Below are 23,346 nucleotides of genomic sequence, written 5' to 3'. Positions count from 1 at the left end.
TCTTGGCAGCATATTCAAGGTCGGAAAAGCTCTTTTGCATGGTCGATGGCGGACAGTGGGGGTGCCGTTATTGTCTCAGGTTGGACTGCCGCAGGGAACGGCGTCCGATGAATTAATCAGTGCTTCCCTAGATCTAGATGAAGGCAGCTATCGGTTCCAGCCTAAAAATCAGAAAGAGAATTCAGTCAACGCTTTTTCAATAGTTTTCGCTCCAACGCCAGGCACTTTTTTCAGCACCTCGGCATCTAACTTACCATGAGCCACCCGAGCTTTAACAATTTCCTTAGCCGTTGATCTACTAATATTTAGAAGTGCCTCAAGCTCGTCCATAGTTGCATTGTTTATATTTGGCTTACTGCTTTTATTAGGTGCCTCGCTAGTGTACTCTAAGATGTCCGCCACTACCAAATAAGTATGGAAGACAGCCTTAACTGCCTCAAGTTGACCTACTTCGGCGTGGACTCCTTTATTTGCTATCTTGTTTGTTTTTTCCATCCATGCACCAAGGAAATCAACGTGAACTTTAGCTAATGCCTTATTGGAGTCTGACTCTATAGCTTTATCCATAAAAGCCCACAGCCGATTCACGTACTGTGCCTGAGACAAAACGCGGCCGAGTGCCGGATCCGAATTTGCAGGATATACCACGTCCGCCAGACCTTCCAACAGTCTCCTACAGGTCGTCAGGGCTTGGGACCACTCTTCACTCTTAGCACTAGCTACAGCTTTGAACGCAAGCATAAGCTGCTCTGCAAGCGCAGGGTTGAGGTCAAGCAACTTGTCGTCAACTGCTGAGCGTAAGACGTCAAAGCAGTTGCTAGGCAGTCCTACGAACCTTAGCCTGTTTAGGAGCCCCGAAGCTAACTCATGACTTCGTCTTCTCACATAACTCAAGTGAGTGTTAAGGTTATTTTTATAGTAAGTTCCATCATTCCCGTTCTTGAGGCGAACTAGGTCCGCATAACGCTCTTCAATAAAACCGATGCTATGGTAGCCTCCTGCCGACTCATCGATCTTGACATGCACTTCTTCTGAAGAATAATGCATACCTTTGTTAAGTCCAACATCTTTAAGCTTTTTTATTGCCGTTTCCAAAGCGGATTTTTTTTCTACGCCTTCTTCCAACTGCAGCACATCTAAAAGTTGCTGCAGTGGCCTTGTATATTGTTGATCACCCAACTGAACCGAACACCATTTCTGAATATCGTCATTTTCAACAAGAGCTGCCGCCCGCGATAGCTTCTGCACTGCCGTTAACAAGGAGCCTTTCGGAGCTTCATTGGCAGAGAGTGACTCCTCCAATAAACGCAATGCTTCAGTTTGTGGTGTCATGTTCTTTATAGTTAGATGGGTAATTTTTTGAGCAATGTTTGCTAGCAATAACGGGAAATTTGTTCGTCCGCTAGTGGCCGAATTCGACCGTAGACAGTTAGCATACCATCTTGCCTCAGTGAAAAATTCACGAATTGTCACAACTCCTGGTTTCTCGTGCGGCCCCCAATGTGGAGCAGGCGGCCTGTACAAGCGCCGCCCTGGCCGCAACAGTTACCCGGCCACCGCCTCGTTAGCATCCTCCAGCGCCTTGGCAACTGTCCGGCCCGCGCCCCTCATCGCAACCGACACACTATTAGATCCAGCCAGCAGCGTTGCCGACGACAAGTGTGCATATCGCTCCGTCACCTTCGCATCCGAATGCCCAAGGATCTTCTACACTGCATATAGGGTATGACCAGCATTCACCAAGAACGACGCATGCTGATGTCGAAGGTCATGCAGTCGGAGATTAGGCAGCCCAGCCTTTACCCGCAGCCGGCCCCATACCTTATTCACCGCAGTCAGCGGCTCCTTGGTCTGCAGGTTGATAAAAAGGCTAGCGAACTTCCCCTCAGTGCCAAGCCTGTCCAGGACTTCAATAGCGCTCTCGTTCAGCGGGATACATGAGCCACCTGTACCATTTGTCGAAGCTATAGCTGCTGTCCTTGGGCTCTCTACAGCATTCTTCCATTTTGCAGACGATCGGCTCGCGGAAGTCATCCGCCTGTACTCAGGTATGTCTGAAGAAAAACGTGAAGAATTACACCGCCGTGCCGTGGCCATCACGGACGATGCCTGAACACAGTGTGTCTTGATGGACCAGGCACACCCTTAGGTGCGGCACACATAGCGGCCCCAGGTGCTACGCGGACGCCACCCCATGCCCTCGGGATGGCCAGGCCCCGACGTCCCGTCAGCGGCCCAATAAACTAGCACGATGGCTCCCTCCTCCAGGCCCGCCCCCAGCACTCAGCCTGCTGTCCTACTCCGCACACAGAATCCAGCGAATTATCAGAAGTGCACATAAACCAATTGGTATGGTAAATTGTTGCCATCGCCCATGTGGGCTATTACCAAGGAAATAACGTGTCCTCATATTCTAAAATTCAAGCACAAATCGCTGAACTCCAAAAGCAAGCGGAAGCCGCTCGGTCTAATGAATTTCGGCTGCTAAGGCTCAAATTGCTGAATTGATGAAGGTATATTGCGTAACTCTGGCCGACTTAACGGGCAAATCGAAGTCTGCCAAGACGACCAATCCTGTAGCGGCGAAGTACAAGGACCCAGTCTCGGGCGCTACTTGGACGGGTCGTGGGCGTGCACCTCTCTGGCTCAATGGTCAAGATAAACAGAAATTCTTGAAATCAAATAGCCGCATCCACGTATAAAATTGCTCCGCATCATTTCGGCTAGGTGCTGGCTTTTATTGAATCTTATTTTTGGCGTAAAAGTAAAATAGAAATCTAAGCTAAGGCGACCACAAATACCCACCCCATGGATAATAAAACCCAAGATATAGATGAAATCGAAATAGCGATTGACAGAGCTTTCTCTGATAATCCCATTGCTAAATTACCGTATTCTCAAGCAATATGGACACTACTAGCAGGTGCAGAAGAGTATCATTTTCGACATTCCGTTGTACACCCTGCAACTGAAGCTGAGATGGCCGTTGTCGTGGATGGGCTATTGAATGCGCTTACTTACCCTGTACGCACAGTTTACAAAAATTGCGTGCGTGATTCGACTCCTATCAATTTCGATCTGAATGACTACAACTACGAGAAAAGCGTCGAATGGATAGGTGGCGCAGAGGACTATCTTCAATTCTGCTCCATTTTCCCCCTATATCGCCGCAAGCAGATTACCATTGAAGTAAAGGGTAACGAGATATTAATACATCGGAAAAGTCCCAAGAATATTGCTTATGAAGCGTATGATAGATTTATCGGAAAGCGTGGTGAAATGGATGTTATTCTTGCTGACCCTACCCCTTTGGTGCCGTCACTTCTTGGAAAAATGCATCGAAATGGTAACAGTTTTCAAATTAAATTTACGCGTCGTTTAGTCGAAGGCATCGTTCGCGTCTTCGGACCACAGTATTTGAGTAGATTCGTACTTCCGCCACATTGGAAATTTGTATACTTTGATATTGCGCAATTCAAATTGACTATGGCATGCCTTCAGTCATTGGCTTCGGCTTGGATGGTTGCTCGTCAATTATTTGCTGAGCAAGGCATTCTCGGCGCAGGCTACTCCAGCTCGGTTTTGATAATAAAAATAGCAGAACTGGAAAATATAATATTTCAATCCACCAAAATAGATAAAATAAAAATCCAGTCAATTCTTAAGTATTTAACATTTGGGCAATGTGAAATCAGAGATCCAGATATTGCCATACAACCTATTATTAACTTGGAGAATGGCAGCTATGCAATTTCCCCGCTCCTTCTCATGCATACAAATGCAGAGAGAAACTTATGTGTACTACTAAACCAAATCCCTCTTGAGAAGAAAAATTATTCATTTCTTGTTCAAGAGAAAGAAAGTGAACTATTTAATAGAATAGTAAAATCTCTTGCAAATACCTCGTTTGATTTTCGATCAGGAAAAATACATGGAACCGATATTGATATTGCCATCATTGATCGCAGCAATAAAGTCTGTCTGTGTCTAGAGTTAAAATGGTTCATTGAACCAGCTGAAATACGAGAAGTAGAAATGCGATCTGACGAGGTGGCGAAAGGTATTAAGCAAGGGCTGAAGCTTATGCACCTATTTGAAGTTCAGGATCAAAAGCTATTTACCACGTTAGGGGTGGATGCATCTTTCGATTTTCAGGCTGCGGTGGGATCCGAGAACTTTATCGGTAGAGAGGACATACAGGACAAACGCATTCCCGTCTTGAGGGTTTGGCATTTGATAAGCCATCTAGTAACAGGTGACCTGAACAGCACCGTTGATTGGCTTCGGCAACGTAAGTACCTACCTAAGGAGGGCCGTGACTTCGAAGTACGCACGATGCCTATAACAGTTGGGGGGTGGCGTGCGGAATGGTACGGACTTCGGCCGCTTGAATCATCATAGAAAAGTCTAGCCCTACAAGCGTTGATTCGGTCGCCCTGCACTCCTGACCATTCTCGCGCCTACTGCCACCGTGTGATACCGATGCCCCGCCGTAAAAGGGGAGCCATCCCACGTGCCCAACGGCGTCACCAGCGGCCACTATGCCCAAATAAACCGCCCCGGGTGCAGCGAAACGCCTGTCCGCTTGCTGCCTTGGCCCAGCCATCCCCACTACCGCATAGGACCACCGGACACCGATCCGCCAGTCCCCAGCATAGTCCCCAGAAATGAAAAAAGGGCTACACACCGAAGCATGTAACCCCTTGATTCTATAAAACTAAATTCTGTGGCTCCCCGACCTGGACTCGAACCAGGGACCTGCGGATTAACAGTCCGTCGCTCTACCGACTGAGCTATCAGGGAATTGAGGCCCGAATTATATACGCGGGATTTGGAATTGACCAGTGCAGGGGCAAAAATTCCGCTCACTCGTACTCAGTCCCCACCGCCAGCGGCTTGCTGTGGACCAGGAAGTCGCCTTGCGCGGGCCAGTCGGCAAAGCGGTAGATGAGGATCTGGTAATCGCCCATGGTCGGATTCTCGAACGGATGGCCGCGCACTGCGGCGAGCGGCGTGAGCTTGCCGGCTGCGTCGCGGAACTGCACGTCCGGCGCCGCCGCGTCACGCGGGTAGACGAATTTCACGCCGGCGCATTTCTTCCCTATCAGCCGCAGCCGGTAGCCCGATTCGCGCTGCGCGCTGATCAGCTGTTCGCAGGCGGCGCGCAGGTCCGCTGCGCTGTAGACGCCGTCGTCCCGCTCGCGGATCGAATAGCGTCCGTTGAAGCTGTAGTTGCCCTTCTGCCGGTTCAGGCGCAGCACGGCGTCCTCGTCGTAGGCCTGCTTCAGCATCGGCAAGGTGGCGCGGCCCAGCGCGTCGACCGGGATGGTCAGGTTCACTGTTTCCCCAGCCAGTTGCAGCTGCAGGCCGTCCATCGGCAGGTCCGGCTGGCGGGGGCGGATCTGCATGTGCGCCTGGATCAAGGGCCGCGTCTTGAGGAAAGGCTCGAAGAAGCGCGCGGCCTTGTAGGCGTGGCGGTAGCTGTGCCACTCGGCGTCGCGCTGGGCCGGGATCAGCACCTGGGGCAAGGCATCGTCCGCCTTCGCCAGCGTTGACCCCATCAGCAGTGCCAGTGTCCACCATCCTGTCCAGTTCAAAGCACGCCTTTTCAAATTGCTATCAAGGCAGCGATTCTACGATACCGCGCGTGCAGCGGCATATGCCGAAAGTCAGGCCGCATGACTTTCGGCACTTTGACGCCCCGCCCTGCTCACGTAGAATGGCGGCGCTAAACATTGTCAATTTTACAGGCCAAATGAACAACAGCAGCCCCCGACCATTGCGTGCGCCCAGCCGCTATCCCGCCGCTGCCATCCTCGCCAGCCTGATACTGGGCCTGCTGGAACTGGCCCCGCACTGGGCTGCGGACCCGGCACGCGCGGAGCTTTACAACGCCGTGGGCCAGCTGGCGCGCTACATTGCTAGCCTGACGACGCCCGCGCCATCGCTGCTGCGCGCGGGATCGGACCGGGCCGAGATGGCCTACCGACTGTTCCTGGGCGGCGAGGCGCTGCTGATCGTCTCGTTTATCGCCCTGCTGTGGTGGCGCATCCGGCCCTCGCCGAGCCGCACGGCGCTGACTGGCACGCTGCTGCTGGCCGCGCAGTTCGCGCTGGCGCTCATGCTCAACTCGCTGGCCTTCCACCTGATCCTGTCCATGGAACTGGCGGCGCTGTTCACGCTGCGGCGCGCCCTGGCTTGGCTGGCAGTGCAGGTGCTGCTCGGCGCGGGCATGGATTTCTGGGTGCTCACCAGCGCCAGCCTGCACATGAACGACCAGCGCATCCACATCACGCTGGCCGTGCTGACCTCGGAGCGCTTCGTGCAGGTGCTTGGTTTCGCCTTTGTCTATCTGATGCGGCAGGAGCAGCGCATGCGCGTGGAGCTGGCCGCATCAAACGCGCAGTTGCGCGCCACGCAGTCGCTGCTGGGCGACACGCTGCGCTCCGCCGAACGCATGCGCATCGCGCGCGACCTGCACGACGCGGTGGGCCACCATCTCACCGCGCTCAATCTGCATCTCGACCTGGCGGTGCGCCAGGCGGACAGCCAGCCCGCAGCCCCGCTGGCGACCGCGCGCGAGCTGGCGAAATCGCTGCTGTCGGAAGTGCGCAGCGTGGTCAGCGCGGAGCGGCGGGAGAGCGATATCAATGTGCGCCAAGCCTTGCGGCTGCTTTGCGGCGGCATCCCCTCGCCCGCCATTGAACTCACTATGGACAGCGGCGTGGACGCCTGCCCCGCCGCAGCAGCCCATACGCTGCTGTGCTGCGTACAGGAAGCCATCACCAACACCATGCGCCACGCGCAGGCGGCCTTGCTGACAATTGATATCCGCTACGCAGGCGGCGGTGTCCACGCGCGCATTGCGGACGACGGCAAAGGCAGCAACGGCGCGCCCGAGGGCAATGGCCTGGCCGGTATGCGCGAACGTCTTGCTGAACATGGCGGCACGCTAAGCACCGGCTCCAGCGCTGCCACTAGCGGACGCCCAGCAGCCCGCCCAGGCCACTGGCTCGAATTCTCGCTCCCCTTCTCCGGAGCGCGCGCATGATCCGCGTGGTGCTGGTGGACGACCAGATGCTGGTGCGCAGCGGCATATGCGGCCTGCTCGAACTCACGCCGGATATCCGCGTGGTGGCCGAGGCGGCGGACGGCGCGGAAGCCGTCGGCGTGCTCGCCCAAAACCAGGCAGACGTGCTGCTGCTGGACGTGCGCATGCCGAACTGCAGCGGCATCGAGCTGCTGCGGCGCGAACAGGGCCGGCTGCCGCCCACCATCCTGCTTACCACCTTCGACGACGACGACGCGCTGTTCGACGGCATGCGCGCAGGCGCGCGCGGCTTCCTGCTCAAGGACATTTCGCTGGAGCGGCTGGCCGACGGCATCCGCAGCGTGGCAGCAGGCGCCACACTGTTCCGCCCCGCGCTCACCGAACGCACCCGCGCCGCCTACGAAAAGCCCGCCGCCTCACCCATGGAACTGTGCACGCCGCTCACCAGCCGCGAAACGGAAATCCTCGCCCTCATGGCGGCGGGTTTCAACAATGCGGAAATCGGCCAGGCGCTCGGTCCCAGCGAGGGCACTATCAAGAATCACGTTTCGAGCATCCTGTCCAAGCTGGGTGTGCGCGACCGCGTGCGCGCCGTGCTGCGCGGCCTGGAACTGGGCCATATCTGAGATGGAGAAACACTATCTGCTGGCAGCCCTGCTCTCAAGCGCCATGCACGCCGCGCTGGCCCAGCAGGATATGACCCTGCTGCCCGAAGGCTCGGTCGACTTGACGGTGGGCGCCATCGCTGCCAACGCGCCCGCGCACGCAGGCAGCAAGCAGCGAGCGAGCTATCTGATGCCGCAGTTTTCAGCGGAATGGAGCAACGGCGTGTTCGTGGAGGGACTGGCGCTGGGCATGCATATGTCCGCCGATCCGCTGCTGCGCTACGGCCCGCTGATTGCGCTGGACCTGGGCGCGCAGCGCGCCGGCGGCGGCAGGACCGGGCTGCGTCCGGTGTTCGGCGCATTCATCAACTACACGCCCCTGCACAGCCTCCTGCTGCACGCGCACGCGTTTGCTCCGGCCAGCAGGGAAGGCAGCGGCGTACTGCTCGACGTGAAAGCGGCCACGCAAACGGCGCTGGTGCCGCACCACTCGCTGGCCGCCGGCGTGGGCGCCAGCATGGCGGACGGCGCCTATATGCAGTCGGATTTCGGCACGGCGCTTTACCGCCCATCCGGCGGCCTGCGCGACATGTATGCGGAAGCGCGCTGGCAGTGGCAGGTGAGCCGCAAGTACACGCTGTCCACCGGCGTGCGCGCCAGCCGCCTGCTGGGCGGCGCCGCCGCCAGCTCTCGCACCGAGCAGCGCACCGGCATCGCCAGTTCGCTGACGCTGCAATACGGCTACTGAGGCCTAGAAGCCCACCTTCACGCCAAGCTGCGCCGTATTCTGGCGGAGATTCACGCCCTCCTTGCGGGTGCGGCCGATGCTCTCGACTTCCAGCGTCAGGGCTATTTTCTCGGTCACGTTGTAAGCGACGCCCACGGCCAGCAGCGGCTTGGTGGCGGATACGCTGTCGGACGTGCCAGCGCCGGCGGCCTTGTAGCGCGAGCGCGCCAGTCCCGCCTTGGCGAATACGGACCAGTCGTCATTGAAGCTGTGGGTGGCGCGGGCGGCCAGCGAGAAGCTGCGCAGCTCGAAGCTCGGGTCGGACACCAGGCCCAGTTTGGCCTTGTCGAAGTGCGCTTCGGCGCCTTCCGAATAGGCCGCTTCCAGCGCCAGGTTGTTCGCCAGCGCAACGCCGCCGTAAAACTTGAAGATGGCACTGGGATCGGCGGTGGCGGATTTGCCATTGAGGGGATTACGGAAGGTCAGTTCGCCGCCTTTCGCCACCGTGGCGCCCGTGTAGTAATCCTGGGCGGAAGCAGCGGAGCAAGCCAGCGCAGCGGCGGCCAGCAGGGACAATATCGGTAGTTTGGTCATACGGTTCCTTAGAATGAGTGCTGATCCCGGCACAGGCTATGGGCCGAATCAGTACTGTGATTCTAAGAACGCACCCGCCACGGCGCATGTGCCATCAGGCACGGCAGGAAAGCATGACTTCAGGCACAGGCGGAGTGCCGCATTTATCCAATATTGCGGCGCGTGTCCGGCACGGCAATCCGCTCGGTCTGCGGAGATACGATCCAGCCTTGCAGCTGCTGCCGCAGCGATTCAACATCGGCTGCGGCAATGTCCACCAGCACATTGTCCCCGCTGCGATGGATGACGCGCCCGCGCGGCGCAGCACCGACCACGGCAAGCGCCTCGTCGGTGGACAGCGTTGCGGCATTCGTGCGTCGTAAAATCAGCTGGCTCATAGATTCAATATAGCACAGGCGATGTGCGCTTTTCAGGGCAGCAGCCCGAGCCCCTCCAGGTCTTTCGGGAAGCCGAGCGGCTTGGCTGCGGCGTTGATCACGGCCAGCATGGCCGTTGCGCGCTGGCGGTCGCGCGGCATGGCCAGCACCTGCGGCTGGGCGGCCAACAGGGCGGCGGCAGCGCCGGTGACGGCAGGGCATGCCATCGACGTGCCGCTCATCACGCCGTAAGCACCGCCTGGCAACGTAGACACGATGCCCACACCGGGGCCGGTCACATCGACTTGCGGACCAATATTCGAAAACTGCGCAATAAAAGCCTGCTTGCTGCTCGTGGCAGGCGGCGGTGCTATATCCAGCGCTTCGGATGAGCTGACGGGAAAAGTGCCTTGCTTTCCGGCCGCAGAAACAGCCACGGACTCGGCCCATGCAGCCGGATAGGACACCGGCTGCCGGCCATCGTTACCGGCCGCCACAATGCACAGCACGCCTTGGTCGAACGCGGACTTGATGGCGTCGCGCACCGCCTCATCCGGCGTGGCGGCGCCAAGGCTGAGGTTGAGCAAATCGCATTGATCCTGCACACCCTGCTCGATGGCGCGCAAAATATCATAGTTGCTGGCGCCACCGCCCGCATTGGGAAAGACGCGATAGCTGTACAGTTCAACGCCGGGCGCCACGCCTTTTTTTCCGCGCGGCTTATGCCCCCGCGCAGCAATAATGCCCGCCACATGCGTCCCATGCTCGCCTTCCAGCTTGGCCGGGCCAGGTCCGCCCGCGTCGCTCTCGTCCGCCACAAAGGCCGCGCCGCCAGCCAACTTAAGATCCGGATGTTTGCCGTCAACGCCGGTATCGATCACGCCAACCCGCAGGCCTGCGCCGGCATTGTCGGCATGCGTTCCATACAGCGTATCCAGGTAGTCCGGCACGTCCAGGTCCACATGCGCAAGTTTCTTCGTCTCGCCTTGCTTGATCTTCACGTCGCGCTCGCACAAGCCCCAGTATCCCTCCGGCCCGTAGATCAGCAGGAGTTCCAGCTTCTTGCTGCTGGTGGTGAACTTCAACGTCACCATGCCCTTGGCGTTGCTCGTGCCTTGCTGCCCCACGCCATTGGCAAAGTCGGTGAAAGCCACGAGCTGCGCGCCTTTCACCGGTTTGCCGCTGGCGGCGTCCGCTACCTTGATGACGATTCCGGCCGCCGCCGAAGCGGCCAGCGCGCCGGAGGACTGCTTCACGATTTGCCACCGGGGACTGCGCGCCACGTGGTAAAGCACCTCGGGCACCAGCTTGATGCCGGCATTGCTGGCCTTCAAAGCCAGCGCCTCCGCATCGCTCAGCTCCACCAGCTTGGGACCGCTGTCTTCCATGGAATGCAGGACTTTCATCGCCGTCTTCGGCCGCGCCGCCTTGGCCGGCAGGCCAACCCGCACGAACATGGCTTGGGCAAACTGCTGCTCGGCGGCGGCAGTCAGCTTGAGCGCGTCCGAATGCAGTCCGCGATTGGCCAGCAGGACGTAGCGTTTGACATCCGGCCGTGCTCTGGACGATTTGGCAACCATGGCAATATCACCCTCCTTGAGAAACCCGCGCAAAGAACCCGTACCCCGGAGAATACCGGACACGAGCGTCAAGGCGCGCGCAGCACAAGGGACTCGGCCGCCAGTGCCATGACGGTGGCGAAATTGCAACATCGCACCTGGCTGGCATGCCGCTACCCGCCATCCCGGCCCAAATCGGACTTGATACGCCCCACTGCTCCATGCGCGGGAGTAATATTTAGACATGCCGCCGCAACGCAAACAGATGGAATTTCACTGAGGAGACGCGACGATGTCGTATCAGACCGTCCATACCTTTGGGGTCAGCGCGTACTTCATCTTCATGCTCCTGTTCCTCTGGATGAGCATGATTCCCAGGACCAACCCCGGTGCAGGCTGGTGGGCAGCTTCCATCTGCTGCACCATGCTCGCCCGGCTAAGCATGTTCTTTTTTCCACCCATCGCCGGCCAACCGCTGGCGGGGCCGCTCTACGTACTCTTCATCTCGCTGGAAAAGCCGCTGCTGCTGACCGGCCTGACCCGCTTCCTGAACCTGCACATCCAAGTCCGCTGGTTCTGGATGGCATCGCTGGCTTCCGTGCTCTGGCTGCTTGCGGCCCTGGCCGCCGGTCTGCCGCCCTTCGCGCGCGCCATGGGCTTTTGCACGGTCAACGCGGCGCTGCTGCTCTACATGGGCTGGATCGCCCTGAAGAACAGCGCCGGCTTCCCGCGCTGGCCGCTGGTGCTGACGGCCACAGCGAGCTTCGCGCTCTCCGCCCACTGGCTGTCAGGGCCGGGGCTGATAGAGGTCTTCCCTGCCTGGGCCAGGAACGGCTTCGTGCTGGGGACGCTATTGGTGCTCCTGCAATACCTGTCGCTGATGACGGCGGTGCTGTCGCTGTTTCAATCGCGGCTGATCGACGCGGAATCCAAGGCGCTCGACCTGGCCTTCCACGACCCGCTCACCGGCCTGAACAACCAGCGCTACATGAAGACGCTGTTCGACCAGGCCCTGGTGCTGGCCACCCGCCCCCACCACGTGGTGGCGGTGTTCTACATCGACCTCGACAACTTCAAGCCCATCAACGACACGGCGGGCCACGCGGTGGGCGACGAAGTGCTGAAAACGGTCGCCGCCAGGCTAAAAAGCAGCACGCGCAGCACTGACATCTGCGCCCGGGTTGGCGGCGACGAGTTCGTCGTTATCGCCACCCAGCTGGACGAGGAGGCGCAGGCTGGCGAAGTGGCGAAAAAGCTGCTGGCGCGGCTGACGGAATGCATACCGGTGAACGGCAAGGAGTACGCGCTGGGCGCCAGCATCGGCGTCGCCCTGTATCCGCAGCACGGCAGGAACCTGGCCGAGCTGGTGCAGCGCGCGGACAAGGCCATGTACCAGGTCAAGCGCAACGGCAAGAGCGGCTGCGAGATCTTCGCGGGCGCGGCAACGTGAGCGCCAACGGCCCCGGAAATGCAAAAAGCCCAACCGGTTAAGGCTGGGCATTTCTGTGTTCTGGCTCCCCGACCTGGACTCGAACCAGGGACCTGCGGATTAACAGTCCGTCGCTCTACCGACTGAGCTATCAGGGATCAATCAAGCCAAGTTTTTGCTCAGCTCGAAGAAACAAGATTTTAGAGTACTTTCGCGATGGCGTCAACCACCTTGTCGATATTGGTCGAGTTCAGCGCGGCCACGCAGATGCGGCCGGTGTCCACGGCATAGATCGATTCGGCGCGCAGCGCTTCTACTTGCGCTTTCGTCAAGCCCGAGTAGGAGAACATGCCCACCTGCTCGCGCACGAATTCGAAGTCGTGCGCCGGCGCTTTTTCTTTCAGTTTCTTGACGAAAGCATCACGCATTTCCTTGATGCGCACGCGCATGCCGGCCAGTTCATCTTCCCACAGCTGGCGCAGTTCCGGCGTGGTCAGCACGGTGGCCACCACTTTGCCGCCGTGCACGGGCGGGTTGGAGTAGTTGGTGCGCACCACACGCTTGAGCTGCGACATCAGGCGCGCGGCTTCCTCGGCCGATGCAGCCACCACGCTCAGGGCGCCCACGCGCTCGCCGTACAGCGAGAAGGACTTGGAGAAGGAGTTCGACACCAGCAGCGGGCCGCCGGTGGCTGCGAAGCGGCGCACCACGGCGCCGTCTTCGGCGATGCCCGAGCCGAAGCCCTGGTAAGCCATGTCCAGGAACGGCACCAGGCCGTTGGCCGCGACCACGGCGATGATCTCGTCCCACTGGGCCGAGGTCAGGTCGGCGCCGGTCGGGTTGTGGCAGCAGGCGTGCAGCAGCACGATGGAGCCGGCCGGCATGGCCTTCAGGTCGGCCAGCATGCCGGCGAAATTCACGCCGTGGGTGCCCGCGTCGTAGTAGGTGTAGTTGTTGACCTTGAAACCGGCGCTTTCGAACAGCGCGCGGTGGTTTTCCCAGCTTGGATCGCTGATGTAGACTTGCGCGCCCGGCGCGAAGCGCTGCAGGAAGTCGGCGCCGATTTTCAGCGCGCCGGTGCCGCCGATGGCTTGCACGGTCACCGCACGTTTCTCTTGAATTACGGCGCTGTCGGCGCCAAATACCAGCTCTTGCACCGCCTTGTCGTAAGCGGCCAGGCCTTCGATCGGCAGATAGGTGCGCGGCGTAGGCTGGGCGATCAGTGCCGCTTCAGCTTTCTGCACGCAAGACAGCAGCGGAACCTTGCCATTGTTGTCATAATAGACGCCCACGCCAAGATTGATCTTGGCTGGGTTGGTGTCGGCGTTGAAGGCCTCGGTAATGCCGAGGATAGGGTCGCGCGGGGCCATCTCGATGGCGCTGAAAACGGAAGGGTTCGTCATGATAAGATTGGATTCGATTAGAAGCGGTTCGCAGCGGATACGTGTCAGCGCCCGAACAAAATCCGGTTTTAAGCGCCAACAATCGCATATTCTATCAAAGGTCTGACCTCATGGCTGATTCGCAACCTAATAATTCTGCTGCCCCCACCGTCGTCACCTTCCCGGATTCGCCCTTCAAGCTGCATCAGCCCTTCCCTCCCGCCGGCGACCAGCCGACCGCGATCGACGCGTTGTGCGAGGGCATAGACGACGGTTTGTTCTTCCAGACCCTGCTCGGCGTGACCGGTTCCGGCAAGACCTACACCATGGCCAACGTGATCGCCCGCCAGGGCCGGCCCGCCATCGTGTTCGCGCCCAACAAGACGCTGGCCGCGCAGCTCTACAGCGAGTTCCGCGAGTTCTTCCCGGAGAACGCGGTCGAGTACTTCGTGTCCTACTACGACTACTACCAGCCGGAAGCCTACGTGCCGCAGCGCGACCTGTTCATTGAAAAGGACTCGTCCATCAATGAGCACATCGAGCAGATGCGCCTGTCCTGCACCAAGTCGCTGATGGAGCGGCGCGACGTGGTGATCGTGGCCACGGTGTCGGCCATCTACGGTATCGGTAACCCCAACGAATACCACCAGATGATTTTGACGCTGCGCCAGAAGGACAAGCTGGCCCAGCGCGACATCATCGCCCGCCTGATCCAGATGCAGTACACCCGCAACGAGGTGGACTTCGGGCGCGGCACCTTCCGCGTGCGCGGCGACACCATCGACATCTTCCCGGCCGAACACGCCGAGCTGGCGGTGCGCCTGGAGCTGTGGGACGACGAGGTGGAATCGATCCAGCTGTTCGACCCGCTCACCGGCCGCGTCAAGCAGAAGATCCCGCGCTTCACCGTCTACCCCGGCTCGCACTACGTCACGCCGCGCTCCACGGTGCTGCGCGCCATCGAGACCATCAAGGAAGAGCTGCGCGACCGCCTGGAGTTCTTCCGCAAGGAGACCAAGCTCATTGAAGAGCAGCGCCTGGAGCAGCGCACCCGCTTCGACCTGGAGATGATGGCCGAAATCGGCTTCACCAAGGGCATCGAGAACTACTCGCGCCACCTGAGCGGCGCCAAGGCCGGCGAGCCGCCGCCGACGCTGGTGGACTACCTGCCGCCGGACGCGCTGATGTTCCTGGACGAGTCGCACGTGCTGATCGGCCAACTGTCGGCCATGTACAACGGCGACCGCTCGCGCAAGACCAACCTGGTGGACTACGGCTTCCGCCTGCCGTCCGCGCTGGACAACCGGCCGCTGAAGTTCGAGGAGTTCGAATCGAAGATGCGGCAGACCGTGTTCGTCTCGGCCACGCCGGCCGACTACGAGAACAAGCGCGCCGACCAGGTGGTGGAGCAGGTGGTGCGCCCGACCGGCCTGGTGGACCCGCTGGTGATCGTGCGCCCTGCCCGCACGCAGGTGGACGACCTGATGTCCGAGATCCAGGACCGCATCGCCAAGAACGAGCGCGTGCTGGTGACCACGCTGACCAAGCGCATGTCCGAGCAGCTCACCGAATACCTGAGCGACCACGGGATCAAGGTGCGCTATCTGCACAGCGACATTGAAACGGTGGAGCGCGTGGAGATCCTGCGCGACCTGCGCATCGGCACCTTTGACGTGCTGGTGGGGATCAACCTGCTGCGCGAAGGCCTGGACTTGCCGGAAGTGTCGCTGGTGGCGATCCTGGACGCGGACAAGGAAGGCTTCCTGCGTTCGGAGCGCTCGCTGATCCAGACCATAGGCCGCGCTGCGCGTAACCTGAACGGCGTGGCCTTGCTGTATGCGGACCGCATGACCGACTCGATGGAACGCGCCATCGGCGAGACCGAGCGCCGCCGCGCCAAGCAGATCGCCTTCAACGCCGCCAACGGCATTGTGCCGCGCGGCGTGCACAAGGTGATCAAGGACATGATAGACGGCGTCTACAGCCCGCAGGACGCGCGCGAGCAGCTGGAAGTGGCGCAGGAGGCGGCCAAGTACGAGGCCATGAGCGAGAAGCAGGTCAGCAAGGAAATCAAGCGCCTGGAGAAGCTCATGCTGGACCATGCCAAGAACCTGGAGTTCGAAAAAGCCGCGCAGGTGCGCGACCAGCTGCATGTGCTCAAGCAGCAGCTGTTCGGCGCACCCGGCGCGGACAACGTCGCGTGACCGCTGGCGGGTTACGCGTGCCGCTAACCCGCCCTACGCAATTCCACCTGGCCGGTGCCATCGTCGCGGCACAATTTCACGGGTCCCGTGCAATCGTCGCGGCGCAATCTCACGAGTCCCGCGCAATCGTAGGGCGGGTTAGCGCGCAAGCGCGTAACCCGCCGTGCTTGCAGCTTACGGCGTCTTGATCAGATCCACGGCGTCATACGCATAGCCCGGGCTCAGGTAGGTGGTGCCCGAGCTGCCGCTGGCCGGCGCCAGCGTCAGGATATTCTGCCCCACCACCAGGTTGGCCACCGGCACGGTGAAGGTGAACATCGCATTGTTGCCACGGTAGGTGCCTATCGTCATGCTGCGGCTGTCCGGCTGCGTCGATGCGGTAGGCACGGCCGAGGTCCAGCCATTGACCGTCACCTGCGGCCGCGCATTCGCATACGCTGCCGTAATGCCCACCCGCAGCTGATACGTGGAGCTGGACACCACCTGCGCCGCAGTCAGATTGAAGCGCACGTTTATCGCCCCGTTCACGCCCTTCCACTGGTACGCCGGGAAGCCCGTCGCATCGGATGAGGTGCCGACGATGTAATCGGCCGGCGTCCAGTAAGCCATGCGCGTATCCGACGGATGCATGGCGTTCACCTTGTCGCCATTCAGGAACTCCTTGGGCGAGCCGTCCCATTTACCGATACGCCACAGCGCCGTCTTCGCAGCAGGGTCGCCCGTCACCGCGAAGCTGCTCACGCTGGTGGTGCTGCCCGCGCTCACCGTCACGCTGCGGCTATCCACCGCCAGCTCGTTCTTGTACACCGTCATGGTGTAGGTGCCCGGTTTCATGCCGGTCTTGGTCATCTGCCCGCTGCTGGCGTTGGCCGCGCCCCAGTACTGCGCAGTGCTGTTGGAGAAGCCCACCGTGTATGGATAGCTGCTGTCCAGGCCCGTCATGCCCGCCACCGTTACGCCGCCACGGCCGCTGGCCGCCACGTAGCCGGTGAGGCCCATGTTGGCGACCCAGCTCATGTCCGGAATAGCCGGCGTGCCGCCGCCGGTGAACAGCAGCGCATACGGACCGTGGAAGCCCATGCGGTAGGCCTCGGTCTGGTTGTGGCCGGAGTTCATGTAGTTGTACAGCTCCGTGTCGCCGCTGGTGGTGCTGCTGCTCTGGTTCTGGATGTCGCGGAAGAAGGGACCGCCCGAGGCGCCTTCGCGGTTGTCGTACACCATGTACACGCCCACGCCGGAACCGGTGATGCCGCGCAGCGTGTAGTCCAGCGTGCGCTGGTTGCCGTAGTACTTGGAACGCGTTTCGCCGTTGGCAAAGCCGAATACATCGGTGCTTTCCACCGTGGTGGTGGTGCCGTTCAGGTTGGACTCGGCCGGCACGCCGGTGAGGATGTTGGACTTCATGCGCGTGATCCAGCGGAACTCGCCCACCGACGGCTCGGCCGTGATGTTGGTGCCCATGTAGATGTGGGACACATTGCGGCGCGCCATGTAGTAGTGGGTCAGGTTCCCGGTCGTCACCGTGATCTTGATGGTGTCCGTGTCGGGCTGGGCGGCGCTCACGCTGACCGCCGTTACGCCGGTGTACAGGCCGCTGAAACCGCTGGCGATGTGCGAGCCCTTGGTCTGGCCTTGCAGCTCCACGCCGTTGTACACCAGGCTGGAGATGTCCCCCACGCCCGCCTGGGACGTGGCGGTGCGCAGCACCTTGAACACCAGTCCCGCGCCGGTGTCGATGGTGTAGTCGCCTGTGTTGGTGGTGAGGCCGAATGCGGCCAGTGCTTGCAGCGGTGCGGCGGACAGCGCAAACAGCGCGCAGCCGGCCAGCATGGTCTTGAGTTTCAGATTGCGTTTGAGTTGATGCATTGCGTCTCCGTCTTATAGTTTAGGATGTGCCGCCCGCCCCCTGCTCAAACTTTAGGCGGCACACCAGCTTAAAATGGAACGCCTGTGCTCATTGCTCGACTTATTGATTATTTGTAGCTATAAAGTTTTAACGAACTGTTTGCCCTGGACGAATCGCCAAGCCCGGCGTCTCCGCAAAGACAGCGGCGATAAATTCAATGAAGACCGAGGCGCGGTGCGGCAGCAGCCGCTCCGCTGAATACACGGCGTTCAGCGGCGTCAGTGGCGCGGCGTGCTCGCCGAGCAAGCGCTGCAGCCGCTGTGGCTCCTTGGACGCGGCTGCGCCGCCAAGATGTTCCATCACCATCCACGCCGGTAGATAGGCAATGCCCATGCCATCGAGCGCAGCGCGCCTTATCCCTTCCAGGCTGTTGATGCGCAGGCGGCCGCGCACATGCACCTCCCCGTCCTTGAACGGCCAGCCGCTGCCCGCCAGCAGGGTGTACACGATGCATTCGTGGCGCAGCAGCTCGTCCGGATGCTGCGGCGTGCCGTGCCGCGCCAGATAGGCCGGGCTGGCGACGCAGATGCGCTCGGACATGCCCACGCGCCGCGCACGCAGCGCGCTGTCCTTGAGCACCCCGCCCCGGATGGCGACGTCCACGCCTTCCGCCACCAGGTCCACGTAGCCGTCGCCGAGGCGCAAATCCAGTTCCACGTCCGGATAGCGCGCCATGAACTCCGGCAGCACGCCGATGATTTTCTCGATGCCCAGCCCGGCCGGACAAGCCACGCGCAGCAGCCCGTGCGGGTTCTGCTTGCCGCGCGCGTCGGACTCGGCGCGCGCAATCGCGTCCAGCGCCACACGGGCCTGGGCGTAGTAGCGCTGCCCTTCCGGCGTGGCCACCAGCTGCCGCGTGGAGCGGTGCAGCAGCCGCGTGCCCAGATCCTGCTCCAGCGAGGCAATGTGGCGGCTCACGTTCGGCTGCCCTATGCCCAGCTCGCGCGCCACGGCGGAAAAGCTGCCGGTTTCCACGGCGCGCACAAAGCACTGCATCCACAGCAATTTATTCATTTTCATCATAGCTCCAGACTGGTCCATGCACTCAAAGCATAAATCATATGCCCACAGCCTGTCTTATCGCCGGCGCGCCGCCACGGCAAACTACATCCATTGAACTCATTTAAAGGAAGCATCATGACGAAGAAACTTGAAGGAAAAGTCGCCGTAGTCACCGGAGGCAGCACAGGCATCGGGCTGGCCATGGCCAAGCGTTTTGTCAGCGAAGGCGCGCAGGTCTACATCACCGGCCGCCGCCAGGCGGAACTGGATGCGGCGGCAGCGGACATCGGCGGCGGCGCCATCGCGGTCCGCGTTGATTCTGCGGATATGGCGCAGCTGCAGGCGCTGTTCGACCGCATCAAGGCGGACCACGGCAAGCTGGACGTGCTGGTGGCCAACGCCGGCGGCGGTTCGCTGCTGCCGCTGGGCCAGATCACTGAAGCGCAATTCGACGACACTTTCGCGCGCAATGTTAAAGGCACGCTGTTCACGGTGCAGACCGCGCTGCCGCTGCTGGGCAAAGGCTCGTCCGTGATCCTCACCGGCTCCACCGCAGCCAGCGGCGGCACCGAGGCCTTCAGCGTGTACGCCGCCTCCAAGGCGGCCGTGCGCTCCTTCGCCCGCAACTGGATCGTGGACCTGAAAGACCGCGGCATCCGCGTCAACACGCTCAGCCCCGGTCCGATCAAGACCCCGGGCCTGGTGGAGCTGGTCGGCACGGACGCCGCGCAGCAGCAAGGCTTCCTGGACCACCTGGCATCGACGATACCGATGGGCCGCGTGGGCGACCCGGATGAAGTGGCCAAGGCCGCCGTGTTCCTGGCCAGCGACGACGCCAGCTTCGTCACCGGCGTCGAGCTGTTCGTCGACGGCGGCATGCGCCAGATCTGATCCGGCTTACAGGGTCTTGACGAACTCGCGGATGCCGCCCAGCAGCATCTCGATGGACATCGCGGCCAGGATCAGGCCCATGAGGCGCTCGAAGGCCGTCATCACCTGCGGGCCGAGTACTTTCTGCAAGCGCTCGGCGCCGAGGAACACGGCCAGCCACACCACCACCACCGCCGCCAGCGCGGCAACGTGGATCAGCACTTCGCCCGTGCTGTCGCGCGAGAACAGCAGCACGGTGGCCAGCGCCGAGGGACCGGCCAGCGCGGGAATGGCGAGCGGCACGATGAAGGGCTCGCCGCCTTCGTTACGGCCCAACACGCCGTCCGGATGCGGGAAGATCATGCGGATGGCGATCAGCAGCAGGATCACGCTGCCGGCAATGCGCAGCGACGCTTCCGACAATTGCAGCGCCTGCAGGAAGTGGCGGCCGAAGAACATAAAGATCAGCAGCACCACGAAGGCGATCATGCATTCGCGGATCACGATGCGCGGCCGGCGCGAAGGCGGCACGGGATTGAGCGCGGTGGCGAACAGCGGCACGTTGCCGAAGGGGTCGGTCACCAGCAACAACAGGATAAAGGTCTGGAAAAAATTCTGGGTCATTCGGGGCTTTCGGGAGTGGCTAGCCCGGAGTCTACTACACGGCCGAGGTGCGGCGGCGAATGCTGCTAGAATTGCCGCATGCGTAAATTGTTCCTGATCCTGCTGCTTGCCATTCTGCCGCTCCAGTATGCCTGGTCTGCGGCTGCGGCCTATTGCGGGCATGAGCAGGAACAGGGCCAGCAAAAACGTTCGCACTTCGGCCATCACTCGCACCAGCACAACGCGCAGGCCGAACCGCAGCATGACGGCGATGACGGCAACGACGGCAAGCTGCCCGGCAAAGCCAAGGTGCATGCCGACTGCGCGGTCTGCCACCACGCGGTGCAGGCCTCGCTGATGTCCGGCACGGCGCCGCCGCCGGACACCGCAGGCGCGGCTTATCCGCCCTCCTCCGTACCCCACTTCACTTCCCACATCTCCGAAGGGCCCAAAAAGCCCGACTGGCGCCGCGCTGCCTAGCGCGGCGGGACTCTTTCCACCTTACTGAAGTCCCGTCGAATTTCTTTTCCTGATTTCGGAGAATTCGATGGTCAAATTCCTTTGGCCGCTAGCCATGGCGACGCTCGTCGCGTCCATGCATGCGGCCGCACAAACACCGGAGCCGCAAACGGCTCTCACCTTGCGGGCCGCGCTGGCGCTGGCCATGCAAGCCCACCCCGGCCTCGCTGCCGCCCGTTATGAAACCGAGGCGCAGGACGGCCTGGTTATGCAGGCGTCCGCGCGGCCCAATCCCACGCTGTCGTTCGAGCGCGTGGGGCGCAGCAGCAGCAACGCTGGCAGCGCTGAAGGCGACGGCGAAAAAACATGGCAACTGAGCCAGCCGCTGGAACTGGGCGGCAAGCGCGCGGCGCGCGTGGCCGCTGCGGAGCGCGGACGAGACGTGGCCGGCGCGGCGCTGGAAGCGCAGCGCCTGGAGCTGCACGCGGACGTCGTGACGGCCTTCTATGAAGTGCTGGTGGCGCAGGAGCGCCTGCGCCTGGCGCAAGACGGCAGCGAGCTGGCGCAGCGCGCCACGCAAGCGGCCAGCAAGCGCGTCATCGCGGGCAAGGTGTCGCCCGTCGATGAGACCAAGGCCAGACTGGCGGAAGCCAATGTGCGGCTGGAGCAATCCAGCGCGGCGTCGGCGCTGGCCTCGGCGCGCCATCGTCTCGCAGCACACTGGCTGCAGCCCGCAGCGGCGGGAGACGGCACGGCAACGGCAGGCTTCGAGCGGGCGGAAGGCGATATCGGCGTGCTGCCGGAGCCGCCGTCCGCAGCGGCAATGGCAAGCTGGCGCGCGCAATCGCCCGCGCTGATGACGGCGCGGCTGGAAGTGGAACGGCGCAAGGCCGTATCGAAGCTGGAACTGGCAAACCGCGCGCCGGACCTGACCGTGAGCCTGGGCAGCAAGCGCATGGCCGACCCGTCGCGCAGCCAGACCGTGGTGGGCCTGTCGCTGCCGCTGCCGCTGTTCGACCGCAACCAGGGCAATGTGCTGGCCGCTCAGCGGCAGGCCGACAAGGCAGGAGCGGAACTGGCCGCCGCCGCCATGCGGCTGGAGTCCGAGCTGGCGCAGTCGGTGCAGGAGCTGCGCGCGGCGCGGCTGGCGCTGGACATGCTGCGCAATGACATCCTGCCCGCAGCGCAGCAGGCCAGCGAGGCCGCCCGCAAAGGCTTCGAATACGGCAAACACAACTTCATCGACGTGCTCGACGCGCAGCGCACGCTGCTGCAGGCACGCGCGCAATACCTGTCCGCGCTGTCGGACGGGCACCGCGCCGCCGCCGCCATCGAACGCATCCTCGGCCACACCGCGCCGAACAACGAACACTGAACCGCCATGAAACCGACCAAAAAACAAACCATCGCCATCGCAGCCATCGTGCTGTCCGGCGCAGCGCTCGCCGCGTTCATACTGCGCCCCGGCGCGCAGACAACCGCGCCGCAGGAAACTGCTCATGGCGAAAAACACGGCGCTGCGGAGCCTGCCGACCATGCCGAAGAAGTGCAGCAAGCCACCTTCAGCGAGGCACAAATCAAGACCGCCGCCATCACGCTGGCAGCGGCGGGACCGGCGCCGATTGTGCCCGCCATCGCACTGGCCGGAGAGATCCGCTACGACGGCGACCGCACCGCGCACGTGGTGCCGCGCCTGGCGGGCATGGTGGAAAGCGTGAACGCGGAGCTGGGCCAGCAGGTGAAAAAGGGGCAGGTGCTGGCGGTGCTGTCCAGCCGCGAACTGTCCGACCTGCGCAGCGAACTGCTGTCGGCCCGCCAGCGCCAGTCGCTGGCGCAAACGCTGCTGGCGCGCGAGCGCAAGCTGTGGGAGGAGCGTATCTCGGCCGAGCAGGACTATCTGCAAGCGCAGCAGCACGCCAACGAAGCCGGCATCGCCGCGCGCAATGCGCAGCAGAAGCTGGACGCGCTGGGCGCAGGCGCCCTGCCCGGCTCCGGCCCGCTGAACCGCTATGAAGTGCGCGCGCCGTTCGACGGCACCGTGCTGGAGAAGCATATCGCAGCAGGGGAAGCGGTCAAGGAGGACGCCAACATCTTCACCCTGTCAGACCTGTCCAGCGTATGGGCGGAATTCGCCGTCACGGCGCCCCACCTCGACACGGTGCGCGTGGGCCAGCCCGCATCGGTGCAGTCGGTATCGTCCGGCGCCAGCGCCATCGGCACGGTGGCCTACGTGGGCGCGCTGCTGGGCGAGCAGACGCGCGCCGCCACCGCGCGCATACGGCTGAAGAATCCCGGCGCCGCCTGGCGTCCCGGCCTGTTCGTCAACGTCAGCGTGTTCCCGCCTGCTGCCAACGGCTCGACGGCGGCGGTGGCCGTTGCTGTACGCAGCAGCGCGGTGCACACGCTGGACGGCAAGGCCGCGGTATTCGTGCGCACGCCGTCCGGCTTCGCTGCGCGCACGGTCACGCTGGGCCGCAGCGACGGCAAGCTGGTGGAGGTGCTGTCCGGCCTCGCTGCGGGCACGCAGTACGCGGCGGACGGCAGCTTCGCCATCAAGGCCGAACTGGGCAAGTCCGGCAATGAACACGCCCACTGACGC

Annotated in this window: 20 protein-coding genes and 2 tRNA genes; 11 read left to right on the top strand and 11 right to left on the bottom strand. The window is 61.7% G+C overall.

Annotated features, from left to right (window positions below):
- Nucleotides 1–168: 168 nt before the first annotated feature.
- Complete coding sequence (locus GTP77_RS26575; RefSeq protein WP_187358866.1) at nt 169–1,332, bottom strand: ComEA family DNA-binding protein; 1,164 nt, start codon at nt 1,330–1,332, stop codon at nt 169–171.
- A gap of 1,175 nt (nt 1,333–2,507) precedes the next feature.
- Here GTP77_RS26575 and GTP77_RS30785 point away from each other — a divergent pair.
- Nucleotides 2,508–2,702 (top strand): H-NS histone family protein, encoded by a 195-nt coding sequence (locus GTP77_RS30785; RefSeq protein WP_229202386.1) that lies wholly within the window; start codon nt 2,508–2,510, stop codon nt 2,700–2,702.
- Nucleotides 2,703–2,808: 106 nt separating this feature from the next.
- Complete coding sequence (locus GTP77_RS26565; protein ID WP_161075170.1) at nt 2,809–4,401, top strand: hypothetical protein; 1,593 nt, start codon at nt 2,809–2,811, stop codon at nt 4,399–4,401.
- A gap of 326 nt (nt 4,402–4,727) precedes the next feature.
- On the opposite strand, the gene GTP77_RS26560 is transcribed toward GTP77_RS26565, so the two are convergent.
- A tRNA-Asn gene (locus GTP77_RS26560) sits at nt 4,728–4,803 on the bottom strand.
- Between the two features lie 62 nt (nt 4,804–4,865).
- Nucleotides 4,866–5,561 carry a hypothetical protein gene (locus tag GTP77_RS26555; RefSeq protein WP_161075169.1) on the bottom strand — a complete coding sequence of 232 codons (696 nt, stop codon included), beginning with the start codon at nt 5,559–5,561 and terminating at the stop codon, nt 4,866–4,868.
- A gap of 194 nt (nt 5,562–5,755) precedes the next feature.
- On the opposite strand from GTP77_RS26555, the gene GTP77_RS26550 reads away from it, so the two are divergent.
- From GTP77_RS26550 to GTP77_RS26540, 3 genes are read left to right on the top strand one after another with little or no spacing between them, the layout of a single operon-like run.
- Nucleotides 5,756–7,051 carry a sensor histidine kinase gene (locus tag GTP77_RS26550; protein ID WP_161075168.1) on the top strand — a complete coding sequence of 432 codons (1,296 nt, stop codon included), beginning with the start codon at nt 5,756–5,758 and terminating at the stop codon, nt 7,049–7,051.
- A complete protein-coding gene (locus tag GTP77_RS26545; RefSeq protein ID WP_161075167.1) occupies nt 7,048–7,677 on the top strand; it encodes a response regulator in 630 nt (209 codons plus the stop codon). Before GTP77_RS26550 ends, GTP77_RS26545 begins: the two co-directional genes overlap by 4 nt.
- A gap of 1 nt (nt 7,678) precedes the next feature.
- Entirely contained in the window at nt 7,679–8,404 is a 726-nt protein-coding gene (locus tag GTP77_RS26540) for a MipA/OmpV family protein (protein WP_161075166.1), read from the top strand.
- A gap of 3 nt (nt 8,405–8,407) precedes the next feature.
- Here GTP77_RS26540 and GTP77_RS26535 read toward each other — a convergent pair whose 3' ends face one another.
- The 3 genes from GTP77_RS26535 to GTP77_RS26525 form a co-directional block, all read right to left on the bottom strand.
- On the bottom strand, nt 8,408–8,977 hold the full coding sequence (locus tag GTP77_RS26535) for an outer membrane beta-barrel protein (protein ID WP_161075165.1): 570 nt from the start codon (nt 8,975–8,977) through the stop codon (nt 8,408–8,410).
- Between the two features lie 143 nt (nt 8,978–9,120).
- Nucleotides 9,121–9,354, bottom strand: a complete 234-nt coding sequence (locus GTP77_RS26530; RefSeq protein WP_161075164.1) for a hypothetical protein — start codon at nt 9,352–9,354, stop codon at nt 9,121–9,123.
- Between the two features lie 32 nt (nt 9,355–9,386).
- Nucleotides 9,387–10,976, bottom strand: a complete 1,590-nt coding sequence (locus GTP77_RS26525) for a S8 family peptidase (RefSeq protein ID WP_371869405.1) — start codon at nt 10,974–10,976, stop codon at nt 9,387–9,389.
- A gap of 358 nt (nt 10,977–11,334) precedes the next feature.
- On the opposite strand from GTP77_RS26525, the gene GTP77_RS26520 reads away from it, so the two are divergent.
- Entirely contained in the window at nt 11,335–12,342 is a 1,008-nt protein-coding gene (locus tag GTP77_RS26520) for a GGDEF domain-containing protein (RefSeq protein WP_229202385.1), read from the top strand.
- Between the two features lie 61 nt (nt 12,343–12,403).
- Here GTP77_RS26520 and GTP77_RS26515 read toward each other — a convergent pair.
- Nucleotides 12,404–12,479: transfer RNA gene (locus GTP77_RS26515), tRNA-Asn, on the bottom strand.
- Between the two features lie 42 nt (nt 12,480–12,521).
- The gene (locus GTP77_RS26510; protein ID WP_161075161.1) at nt 12,522–13,724 is read right to left on the bottom strand and encodes an amino acid aminotransferase; all 1,203 of its coding nucleotides are present in this window, start codon (nt 13,722–13,724) and stop codon (nt 12,522–12,524) included.
- A 110-nt stretch (nt 13,725–13,834) separates the two neighbouring features.
- Between GTP77_RS26510 and uvrB the strand changes: the two genes are divergently transcribed.
- On the top strand, nt 13,835–15,907 hold the full coding sequence (gene uvrB, locus GTP77_RS26505; RefSeq protein WP_161075160.1) for an excinuclease ABC subunit UvrB: 2,073 nt from the start codon (nt 13,835–13,837) through the stop codon (nt 15,905–15,907).
- 174 nt (nt 15,908–16,081) lie between these two features.
- Here the strand turns inward: uvrB and GTP77_RS26500 are convergent, their stop codons facing one another.
- Nucleotides 16,082–17,773 (bottom strand): rhamnogalacturonan lyase B N-terminal domain-containing protein, encoded by a 1,692-nt coding sequence (locus tag GTP77_RS26500; RefSeq protein ID WP_223149403.1) that lies wholly within the window; start codon nt 17,771–17,773, stop codon nt 16,082–16,084.
- A gap of 127 nt (nt 17,774–17,900) precedes the next feature.
- Nucleotides 17,901–18,827, bottom strand: coding sequence for a LysR family transcriptional regulator (locus tag GTP77_RS26495; protein WP_161075159.1), 927 nt, complete (start codon nt 18,825–18,827; stop codon nt 17,901–17,903).
- Nucleotides 18,828–18,950: 123 nt separating this feature from the next.
- On the opposite strand from GTP77_RS26495, the gene GTP77_RS26490 reads away from it, so the two are divergent.
- Nucleotides 18,951–19,706, top strand: a complete 756-nt coding sequence (locus GTP77_RS26490) for an SDR family oxidoreductase (RefSeq protein WP_161075158.1) — start codon at nt 18,951–18,953, stop codon at nt 19,704–19,706.
- 6 nt (nt 19,707–19,712) lie between these two features.
- On the opposite strand, the gene GTP77_RS26485 is transcribed toward GTP77_RS26490, so the two are convergent.
- Nucleotides 19,713–20,309 (bottom strand): MarC family protein, encoded by a 597-nt coding sequence (locus GTP77_RS26485; protein WP_161075157.1) that lies wholly within the window; start codon nt 20,307–20,309, stop codon nt 19,713–19,715.
- Nucleotides 20,310–20,387: 78 nt separating this feature from the next.
- Here GTP77_RS26485 and czcI point away from each other — a divergent pair, with 78 nt between their 5' ends.
- The 3 genes from czcI (at nt 20,388) to GTP77_RS26470 (ending at nt 23,343) form a co-directional block, all read left to right on the top strand.
- Nucleotides 20,388–20,768 (top strand): cation efflux protein, CzcI family, encoded by a 381-nt coding sequence (czcI, locus tag GTP77_RS26480; protein ID WP_161075156.1) that lies wholly within the window; start codon nt 20,388–20,390, stop codon nt 20,766–20,768.
- Nucleotides 20,769–20,862: 94 nt separating this feature from the next.
- Nucleotides 20,863–22,122 carry a TolC family protein gene (locus GTP77_RS26475; RefSeq protein WP_229202384.1) on the top strand — a complete coding sequence of 420 codons (1,260 nt, stop codon included), beginning with the start codon at nt 20,863–20,865 and terminating at the stop codon, nt 22,120–22,122.
- A gap of 6 nt (nt 22,123–22,128) precedes the next feature.
- Nucleotides 22,129–23,343, top strand: a complete 1,215-nt coding sequence (locus GTP77_RS26470) for an efflux RND transporter periplasmic adaptor subunit (RefSeq protein ID WP_161075154.1) — start codon at nt 22,129–22,131, stop codon at nt 23,341–23,343.
- Nucleotides 23,344–23,346: the final 3 nt, after the last annotated feature.

Origin of the sequence: Pseudoduganella aquatica (assembly GCF_009857595.1) — a bacterium.
Lineage (GTDB): Bacteria > Pseudomonadota > Gammaproteobacteria > Burkholderiales > Burkholderiaceae_D > Rugamonas > Rugamonas aquatica_A.
Note: the sequence above shows the minus strand (reverse complement) of the source record. Positions and strands in the feature narration are given on the sequence as shown.